This is a genomic window from Vagococcus fluvialis bH819 (genome assembly GCF_900163795.1).
GTDB lineage: Bacteria > Bacillota > Bacilli > Lactobacillales > Vagococcaceae > Vagococcus > Vagococcus fluvialis_A.
The window spans coordinates 1-10186 of the sequence record NZ_FWFD01000006.1 but is presented as its reverse complement, the minus strand read 5'-3'; the positions used below and the strand labels follow the sequence as shown (position 1 = coordinate 10186).

The window sequence follows — 10186 nt, the reverse complement described above, 5'->3', positions numbered from 1 at the left end:
TAAAATTAACTTTCTAACTTAGTCGACAAATTAAAAAGGAAGACCCGCGTCTCCCTTTTAAGTCATTATTTAATTTCTTGAGTTGCTGCAAGTTCTTTGTACCAATAGGCACTCTTCTTTGGATAGCGTTCTTGCGTCTCAAAATCTACGTAGAATAGTCCATAGCGTTTTTCATAGCCATTAGACCAAGAGAAGACATCCATGAGAGACCAGATGAAGTATCCTTCAACCACAGCGCCGTCTCGTATCGCATCTGAAATGGCTTCTAAATGTTGTTTCACATAGTCAATTCGTGCATCATCATAGACAGTTCCATCAACAAAATCATCCTTATAGCCTAATCCATTCTCAGTGATATAGATTTTCTTGTAATTCGGATAATCTTTTTTAACGCGCATAATCTGATCATATAAGCCCTGAGGATAAATCATCCAATCCCAATCAGTACGAGGGACATCAACATCAAATTCTCGCTGGCCGACACCTTTAATCTGATATTTAGATCCACCTTTATCTCCTTTAGAGTTGTGTGTAATCTCTGTCTCACCTTCAAAGGCTTTCATCCAATCACTCATGTAATAATTAATTCCAAGGAAGTCATTCATATCTTTGGCAGCTTTTAAAGCTTCAAAGTCTTCATCTCTTAGGTCTAACTGTCCACCATTCACTGCAAGTATGTGATTCACACCATCCATTGTTTTCTCAGAATACTCTCCAAGATAAGTCGCATCCAGGATGAATTTATTATGGATGATATCCTCTAACTCCGCCGCACGTACATCTTCAGGGTTCTCTGGGTCTAGAGGATACTTAGTTGGCAAGGCATGCACTACACCTATCTCACCGCTATAGTCCGCTTCTTTATATAATTTGACCGCTCTTGCATGGGCAACCATCATATTATGATGTGATTGGAAGACTTTAGCTAGATCATACTTGATACCTGGCGGGAATTTACCAACCAGATATTGCCCATCCCCAATAGGTCCGATTTCATTAAAAGTAGTCCAGTACTTTACTTGAGTGAATTCCTTAAAGCAAAATTCTGCATAATCGACAAAGTGATCGATGTTTTCTCTGTTCAAAAAGTCACCTTTAGAATGAAGTGCTTCCGGTGTATCAAAGTGATGGAGTGTTACAAAAGGCTCCACATGTCGTTTATGACATTCATTGAATAGATTGTGGTAATATTCAACCCCTTTTGCATTCACTTCTCCATAACCCGTTGGAAAGATTCGTGACCAAGCGATAGAGATTCGAATACCATTCACACCAAACTCTTCCGCAAGCTGAAGATCAACGGGATACTTGTGGTAGAAATCACTTGCAGGTTCCGCAGTATACCAGTAATTATCCTCCAGATACTTATCCCAAGCAACAGGCCCTTTGCCATCCGTCTTGGTGGCTCCTTCTGCTTGATAAGCCGCAGTTGCCCCACCGAAAATAAAGTTCTTTGGTAATGTTTTCATTAATTAGCCTCGATTCCTTATTGTAAATTCTCTTCAACAAATGCTAAAGCACCTTCACCATCACGCGTCAATGCTATATATTCCGCTCCGGCTGTCTTAGCCAGCTTGATGCCTAACTTATCCGTCTCTGCTTTCATATCCTCATAATTAGAAGCTACTTGTGGTGCTAGAATAACAAATTGATATTGAGGAAGTATCTCGCGGTGTGCTCCATAGCTTCCAGCTGTAGCCTTAATAGGTCTATCATATTCTTTAGCAGCCTTGTTCAAGGCATTGGCTAAAAGTCCACTCGTTCCACCACCTGCACATAGTACCAGTACATTAGTTGATTCTGTCGCTTTAACAGCTGTTGAAGGCTCAGCTTTCACTGTTGTAGTCTCTTCAACCTGACTCTTCTCAAGAATCGCTGTAGCTTTACGTGTATCAAAGCTCTGTTCAACTTTGGCTTTTAATTCATCAGACGATGATACTCCTGACTCTTCTTCCGCTAGAATCTGACGGTCATAGACCTTCAAGAACGGGTAGTAGATTAAGACATCCACGATGATTAAGACGGCAACCAGGACAAAGGATAAGAATTGGAAGTTCGTTCCTAACAAGATACCAAGCGGTGCTGGTGTTGTCCAAGGAAGATTCGTTGTAAAGCTATTCATTCCTAAGGCATCGATAAAGAATTTAAAGATCCAAACATTGGCAATCGGTGCAAAGATAAATGGCACAAAGAATACAGGATTCAAGACGATGGGTGCCCCGAACAAGAGAGGTTCATTCACCCCAAAGAATGTGGGTATAACAGACGCGCGTCCAATGGCTTTGTTACGCTTAGACTTAGTCATCCACATAAACATGAATGGAACAACAAGCGTTGCACCAGTACCCCCCATTGTGACAATGAACATCTGAGTTCCAGATGTTAAGATTTTATCCGCATGTTCACCTGCTTGTAGTAATTGTAAGTTCACATCAATGTTGGCATAGGTAATAGCTGCAATAGCTGGCTCAACAATTGAAGGACCATGAATCCCAATGAACCAGAAGAATGCATACGCACCAAAGATAATGGTAATCCCCAAGTAACCATCTGCTGCTTGGAATAAAGGCGCAAGTAAGGTACCAATAGATTCAGCAACATTTACGCCCAGTGTGCTTCTTACAAATAACGAAACCGCATAAAGGATAACCACTGAGACAGTAAAAGGAATTAAGTCCTTAAACACTTGAGATATATTAGGTGGGACTTCTTCTGGCATTGGAATCGTCACATTATTCTTCACACATACTTTATAGACATTGACCGTCACGAATGCAGCGATAAAGGCTGTGATTAGCCCCTTCGTCCCCATGAATTCCGTTAAGAATCCACCTTCTTGGGCAGGATCGGCTGCCATCAATAAGAAGCCTACCATCGTTGCTAGCATAGTTGAGATATAGTTTATCTGATTAGTTGATTCCATGTCTCGATTCATAGAATCGGTCAATGACTTTGCTGTCGTCCCTGATACAAAGAAAGCTAAGATTCCCATAGAATAGTTATAAGGGACCATTAAGAAATTCTCAACTTCAGGACTCCAGTGGAATCCCCATGCGTTTGGCACATAGGCTAGTAGAATAAATATACTAGAGAAAAGAATGACTGGCATACCCGCGATAAAGCCATCACGGATAGCACGGATATAGATATTACGAGAAATTTTTTCGAAGAAAGGTTTCGCTTTTTCAATTTGAGCAATTAATGTATTCATAGCTTTACCCTAGCCTTTCTTATAGAATCCAATTAAGTGATTAATTAGATCTTTAAGTAGTATGGTCGTCATCAGATGGTCTTGACCATGCATCATAATGACACTGTATTCAATCTCTTCGCCAGATGCTTCTTTAGCAAGGAGATCAGTCTGAGCATTATGTGCACCAACTATCACTTCTTCAGCTTCTGCCACAAGTCTCTCAGCTTCGTCAAAGTCGCCATCTTTTGCTTTGTTCAAAGCATCTAATAGTTTAGATCGTGCTTCTCCTGCATAGGCAACAATTTCGAAGCCAATCATTCCCACTTCATCTTTGTTCATGTTAGTTCCTCCTTTTTCCAGAATACCTTTATTATAACCCAAAGTCGCAGGCTACTGCAGTACGATTGAGGACTTCATTCAGGTCTTCTATATTCTTTCTTCCTTCTGTCTGTAACCATTCACGAGCCGCTTCTTCCCCTTGTTCAATAAAGACTTGAACAGATCCTGCCCATGTTGCACGTCCACATAATACACCATTAAATCTCGCACCGGCTTCATAAGCGAATTCTAAAGTATCTTGGAATAATTTAGCGCTTACACCTGCACTTAGATAGATATAAGGTAGGTCTGTTGACGCATCTTGTTCTTTAAAAGCTGCTTTGGCCTCTTCTTGAGAATGTAATACTTCTCCGCTCGCAAATCCTTCTACATAATTCATATTCACTGGCACTTCCACTTTAAGCACATCAACTCCAAAGCGATCTTGAGAGAATACTTTCATCGCACCATTCACTTTATGCGCTTTCACTTTTGCGAATTCAAGACTTCCGTTATCTTCAATATTTTCGTCGTATGCAAGAATTTCAAGGAAGAATGGAATATCCTCTGCCGCACATTCTGAACCAATTCTTTCCATGTATGCTTGTTTTTGAAGATTAACAAACCCACTACCATCCACATCATAATAAAGTAGGAACTTAACAGCATCTGCACCTTGTTCTTTAATGCGTTTTACTGACCATTCTACTAAGCAATCTGGTAAACGATCGGTCGTCGTAGCGTCATATCCAGTCTTTTCATAGGCTAGTAATAATCCAGCATTATCATCACGTGCTTGCGCAGCTGGTAGACCGTATTCTGGATCAAGTAGAATTGATGACGCATACGGTGTAAGTTCTTCTGATACAATTTCTTTTAATCGTTCAATCTGTTCAACGGTTGGCTCCTCACTTTGATACTTACTAATCATTCTCTTTAGGGCACCACGTTGGTCAAAGGCTAGGGCTGAGATAACGCCCTTATCATCAGTCAATTTGTTTAGGTAATCTAGTTTAGTCATTTTTATACTCCTCTAACTTGAATTTTATTGAATAAGGCCTCATAGTGATTCAAATTAACATGGCCTGTTATTTCTTCTTGAGCATTTAACATTCCTAAGACGTTCGCATGTTTCAGCAATGCCACATCGTCATAATTACGAGTGATTCCCGATACGATTCCTGCTACAGTCGAATCACCTGATCCAACCGGATTCACGATATCAATGGTTGGAATGTCTACTTTGTAATACAAATCATTATGTTTAGCAAAAGCACCTTCAGAACCGAGTGAGACAATGACCCACTCCACACCATTGAATAAGCTGTCTTGCAGTGCTTCTTTTAATAGATTTAAATCTTTATCTAATTCTCTGCCTAGTAATTGTGATAATTCATCCACATTAGGCTTAATGACTTTTGGTTTATGTCCAGATAATAGAACTTGTCTTAAACTTTCTCCGGAGGTGTCTAATACTACTGGGACTTCCTTAGCATTAGCAATCATAATGAGTTCAACATAGTAATCTGTTGCTAAGCCTGAAGGGGTGCTACCCGATATTGACACAACTTCAGCATCCTTCAGCAAGCTTTCAAAATGATTTTTAAAGGCTTCTCCCTCTACATCTGAGATGGTCGGACCTGATTCAAGAATCTCTGTCTGCATTCCTTCATGTAAGATAGCAATGCAGTTTCTTGTATTTCCCTTAATCTGGTAAAAGTCATGATGAATAGCTCCTTGGTCTAATTGAGACTTAATATAATTCCCAAGGTCTCCTCCTACTAATCCAGTTGCTGTAAGATCTTCATCTATTTCTTTTAAGACTCTGGTTACATTCAAGCCTTTACCACCTGCAGACTTATTCACATTACTCACTCGATTGACATCATCCAATTTGAATGTTGGTAATTGATAAGCGATATCCACAGATGGATTCATTGTGACAGTTAAGATTGACATAAGGTCACCTCTTCACCTAATCTTTGTATTCGCCACGGTCCCATTTTTCAAGAAATTCTTTAAAGAAATCTGGGTCTGTCTGGTCTACTTCTGCATGATCTAAATGACTAATCTTGGCAATTAATTCTTTGTTTTCGTCTGTTTTTTTATATTCAGCTGCTATAAAAGCATCAATAATATCACACATGAGTAATTCACCCGTAATCTTGCCACCAAAACCAATTACATTCGCATTCAATTCTTCTTTTGCATAGATAGCTGTTGACATATCACGAACTAAAGCTGAACGGATACCTGCTACCTTATTTACGGCGTTATTAATTCCTACACCAGTACCACAGATACAAATCCCTAGGTCTGCTTGGCCACTCGCTACAGCCTCTCCCACCTTTTTCCCGTAGATAGGATAGTGTGTTCTGACATTGTCATATGTTCCAAAGTCAAGGACCTCATAGCCTTGTTTCTTCAAATAATCAACTACAGCAATCTTTTCATAGGTTACAATATGATCGCATCCAATAGCAATTTTCATTTTTTCTCCTCCAGTTAATTTAATTAACACATCTTGTTCAACATATCTACACGCACTTGATGGCGTCCACCATCATAGTCTGCAGATAAAAATTCAGTAGCAATATTCTTTGCTAATTCAGGTCCTACAATATTGGCTCCTATGGTAATCATTCTTGAATTATTATGTTCACGCGTCATATAAGCAGATCGTTCATCAGAGACTTCAGCTGCAACCATCCCCTTAATCTTAGTCGCAACCATGAAACTCCCTGCGCCATACCCATCAATGACAATTCCTAAGTGTCTCTCTTCTTCGTTCACTTTCTTCGCAACAGCTAAAGTAGTATCTACAAAGTCAGCTGTTAATTCTTCACTGACGTCAATCACATCATAGTTCTCATCTAATAGATGGGCCTTCACAATCTCTTTTAACTGTTTACCGTCTCTATCCGCACCCAATATAACTTTCATCTTATTGCTCCTTTATGTCTGCTAATTTTGCTTTGCCTTTTTCCGTTCGATAGTAGAAAACGCTTTCTGATTTACTATACATATAATATATCACGAATGTCGAAAAAGTCAACACTTTTTAAACGTTTATTGTTTAAACAGTGTTCATTAATTGTTTAAACGTTGATTTAATCAACTTTATTGCCATAAAACTTTTTTATTGGTATGCAAAAAACTCCTTCTAAACTCAACTGACTTGAGTTTAGAAGGAGTTTACTTTAGTATTGTGTGTTTAGTTAAACAATTAATTCTGTGTATACTTGAATTGCTTGTTTTTTATCCTCATTAGATTCTTCCATAACTACCGCTGTTAGGTCAGATAAGTGACATAATTTAGAGAAATCCTCTTTCCAAACCTTTGACGAATCCAATAACAAATAACTCTCTACCGAGTGCTCTAATGCCATCTTTTGAGTGTAGGCTTCTGCGACAGATGACGTCATGACAATCCCGTCTTTAACACCATTACCACCAAAAAATATCTTCCCGAACCGCATATTCTCCAAAGACATATTCGTAATCTCACCTACAAACGACTGTGTGACACTTCTCATCTCACCACCGAGTAGATAGACATGGAATGTCTCGGACTTTTTCTTTAATAGAATATTAAAGATGGGAAGGCAGTTTGTTACAACCGACAGGGCTTGGTAATTAATCACCTCTGCTAACAAAGCCGTGGTCGTTCCTGGCCCAATAAAGATTACATCCCCTTCATCAATTAATTCAGAGGCTCTTTGAGCTATATATCGTTTCTGGTCCGTATTCTTATCAAATTTATCTTCATGCGTGATTTCCTTATATTGAAACGCACTATTACTACGAGCCCCACCATGGATTTTCTTTAATAGCCCCTGATCATCTAACTCTTCTAAATCTCTTCTCACTGTCATATCTGACACATTATAGCGAGACACAATCTCTGAAACCCTGACAGTTCCTTGTTCATTCACCCATCGAATGATTGCTTCATGTCTTTGATATTTATTCATACCCGTCCTCCTCATTTATAAACTCACTATACAACATTTCTTTAGAAAACTCTACACTTAATGTTTAATTTATAAACATTCAAACATTAAAGCGTTTGCTAATGTTTGAATATAATCTATACGGATGTTTCCTTATTTCAATTGAAATATATAACTTATTAAGTCAGTGTACTATCTTTATTCAATCCGGATTTATTCACTAAAAAGTGATATCCCCGACCAACCGCATCGTTAATCATTGACCGTCACGAAATCGCTCATAATCAATTAACAGGTTTAATTTCTCCCTATTCAAACCATCGAAAGGTATTTCGTATCGTTTAGTAAAGTGCTATAAACCGCTTATTGTAGGCTTTGTTAAAAAAGTTGTGTTTTGTTCAATTTCGTTTTGGAGCTTATTGTTACTTAAAACACCAAGTTTCTCGCCATATGAACACTTATTAAAATAAATGTTTTGCAAGGTTTTAGTCTCCTTACAACACATTCTGAAATGCCCTGTGTACCCGATTTTGATACACTTTTATTTTGTAGATTCTCTCTTCATCAACTTCATCTTCGTAAAGAGCTGTAGCAGCCTTCTCAATTCCTATTATTCTTTCTTCAGATACTACTTCGTCTAGTCTTGCCTAGTTATCCTCATAGAAATCATTCAAAAGTATGCACATCAATATTCGGTATAAGCAATGTGTAAAGTCCTGAAAATACTAAGAAGCACTTATTAAGAATCAATAAAAAGAAATACTCAAAGCCAAAAAGATGATGATTTAGAATTAGAAAATATGATTATACCTGAATAATTCATAGCTATCTGTGGATAACTATTTCACTGACTATTTTCGTTCATTTGAGTATTTTTGTTGTCTTGACTGGCTCGAATAAAGTCGGTTCAGGCAGAGTTTGATAGGTCCGCCCAAAAAAAGGGTATACCACCCCCTTGGTTTTACACTACTTAAAAAAAGGCGTCTGACTCATTCAAAAAGCTAATGCAAGAGGACAAGCGATTGAATATTCTCAAGCACTTCCCAAAAGAGGGAATCAAATACGTGAGATGATGCCAAACGAACTCTTAGTTGCCTGGCATGACTCGTTAGCCTTCCTGCAATATGAAAGAGTTTGAAACGAATTGTTGAAATGGTCGACCGTTTCATTTCCTTTGGAAAGGTCGCTTCTTTCATGAGATGGACCAAATTGTAGGCGATACAACTCATCATCATTCGAGCTTGATTCGCCACATAAGTTGAGCTGTCGGTCTTATCAAAGGAAAACCCATTCTTGATTTCTTTGATACAATTTTCCATCGTACCACGCTTTTGATACAGCTTAAATACAGTTTCGGCAGAGAGTCCATGAAAGTTAGTGACAATAAACTCATACTTAGTAAACAGAAGGTCTCCAGCTTCACGAGTCGCTTTTACAGCGACTTCTCAGGAAATATCCCAACTACCTACTTGATAGTCCATAATAAAATATTGGTGTTCGTCCTTAGTGAAGTCCGTGGTTTCTCCATAATGCACGCGGTGATGTGCGAGATCTTTCAGTTTATGATTCACTTTCAACCGAATCACATACTTGACTTGTTCTTCTTCACAAAGGGAATAGATCTCTGGTTTGGCAAAGCCACTGTCTCCACGAACAGTCAGAAACATCTCACAAGAATGTTTCTTGTGCTGACGGATAATAGCGGCTAAAAAGTCTTCTGCCGCATTGGACGTATAGACATTTCCAGGACGAAGTCGGGCATCTAAAAACAATCCAGTTAATCCGTCAAAAGCGACTAAAGGATGGTACCCATTGGTACCGTAATGCGTGTTGAAATCTGTGTGTTCTTGATGGACAAAGGTATCCGAGTGCGTAGAATCGATATCAATCACCATGTGTTGTGTGTTCGTAAGGTGGATCCAATCATCTGCCAAGCCTTTGGCGATTTGTTGGAATTGAGCCACATTTTCTTCAGTCAGTTCATGAATAAAGCGAGAAATCATGGATTGAGAAGCGAGCTGATCTTTTCCAAGCCCTTGCTTTAGAATAGGATCTAGGCGTAGACGGTTCGCAGCGGAATCTTGTGGATAACCGGCGATGAGTTGTACGATTAGTTGCTTCAATATTTCTTCGTACTCATGAATACAATAGGCACGAGAATCATTTAAATGAAAGAACTCCTTAAGCATCTCATCAAACTTAATCTTGTGTAAAAACTCAAAAAGTAAAAGAAGTCCGGCATCATTGGACAATTGTCCTCCATCGTTTGAAACAATCATATTTGAGTTGAATTTCAGCGATTTTTCTTGTAAAGTTTCCATATAAGAGCACACCTCTTTTTGGTATTTGGGTTTTGGATGACTTTACAATATCACAGAGTGTGCTCTTTTTGTATCTTTTTTACTTCACCCAACGGGTGAACAATGATTAAAGTGGTAAACGGTATTAATACGGGATAAATGCTAGTTCTGACAAATAAGTATGAATAATTCAGGTTATCTTTTAATATTTCTATTTTAAATTTATTCACAATTTTTTTTAAATGTTTTTCAGCACTATTATTCTTTAATAAACAATTAATTAATATTGCTCCTACTTCCATACTTTCTATTATTTGCATTAACAATTTTGTTTCTTTTTCCAAATCATTTTTATAAAAATGAAAAATACTATCTAACAAGATATAGTCAAATTCTTTAACATTGATATCATTAAAACTTTT

General features: G+C 38.2%; 9 protein-coding genes and 1 pseudogene. All 10 read right to left on the bottom strand.

Going from position 1 to position 10186, the window contains the following annotated elements:
• Window positions 1-65 precede the first annotated feature (65 nt).
• Entirely contained in the window at window positions 66-1469 is a 1404-nt protein-coding gene (lacG, locus tag FM121_RS02650) for a 6-phospho-beta-galactosidase (protein WP_086950606.1), read from the bottom strand.
• Between the two features lie 17 nt (window positions 1470-1486).
• Entirely contained in the window at window positions 1487-3211 is a 1725-nt protein-coding gene (locus tag FM121_RS02645; RefSeq protein WP_086950605.1) for a lactose-specific PTS transporter subunit EIIC, read from the bottom strand.
• 9 nt (window positions 3212-3220) lie between these two features.
• On the bottom strand, window positions 3221-3532 hold the full coding sequence (locus FM121_RS02640; RefSeq protein ID WP_086950604.1) for a PTS lactose/cellobiose transporter subunit IIA: 312 nt from the start codon (window positions 3530-3532) through the stop codon (window positions 3221-3223).
• A gap of 31 nt (window positions 3533-3563) precedes the next feature.
• Complete coding sequence (gene lacD, locus FM121_RS02635; protein ID WP_086950603.1) at window positions 3564-4532, bottom strand: tagatose-bisphosphate aldolase; 969 nt, start codon at window positions 4530-4532, stop codon at window positions 3564-3566.
• Window positions 4533-4534: 2 nt separating this feature from the next.
• Window positions 4535-5470 carry a tagatose-6-phosphate kinase gene (locus FM121_RS02630; RefSeq protein ID WP_086950602.1) on the bottom strand — a complete coding sequence of 312 codons (936 nt, stop codon included), beginning with the start codon at window positions 5468-5470 and terminating at the stop codon, window positions 4535-4537.
• Between the two features lie 16 nt (window positions 5471-5486).
• Entirely contained in the window at window positions 5487-6002 is a 516-nt protein-coding gene (lacB, locus tag FM121_RS02625; RefSeq protein ID WP_086950601.1) for a galactose-6-phosphate isomerase subunit LacB, read from the bottom strand.
• Window positions 6003-6025: 23 nt separating this feature from the next.
• A complete protein-coding gene (gene lacA, locus FM121_RS02620; RefSeq protein ID WP_086950600.1) occupies window positions 6026-6454 on the bottom strand; it encodes a galactose-6-phosphate isomerase subunit LacA in 429 nt (142 codons plus the stop codon).
• A gap of 275 nt (window positions 6455-6729) precedes the next feature.
• The gene (locus tag FM121_RS02615) at window positions 6730-7485 is read right to left on the bottom strand and encodes a DeoR/GlpR family DNA-binding transcription regulator (RefSeq protein WP_086950599.1); all 756 of its coding nucleotides are present in this window, start codon (window positions 7483-7485) and stop codon (window positions 6730-6732) included.
• Between the two features lie 980 nt (window positions 7486-8465).
• Window positions 8466-9785: pseudogene (locus tag FM121_RS02610) on the bottom strand (IS1380 family transposase).
• A 50-nt stretch (window positions 9786-9835) separates the two neighbouring features.
• A partial coding sequence (locus FM121_RS14405; protein ID WP_218778612.1) for a hypothetical protein occupies window positions 9836-10186 on the bottom strand: 351 nt, incomplete at its 5' end.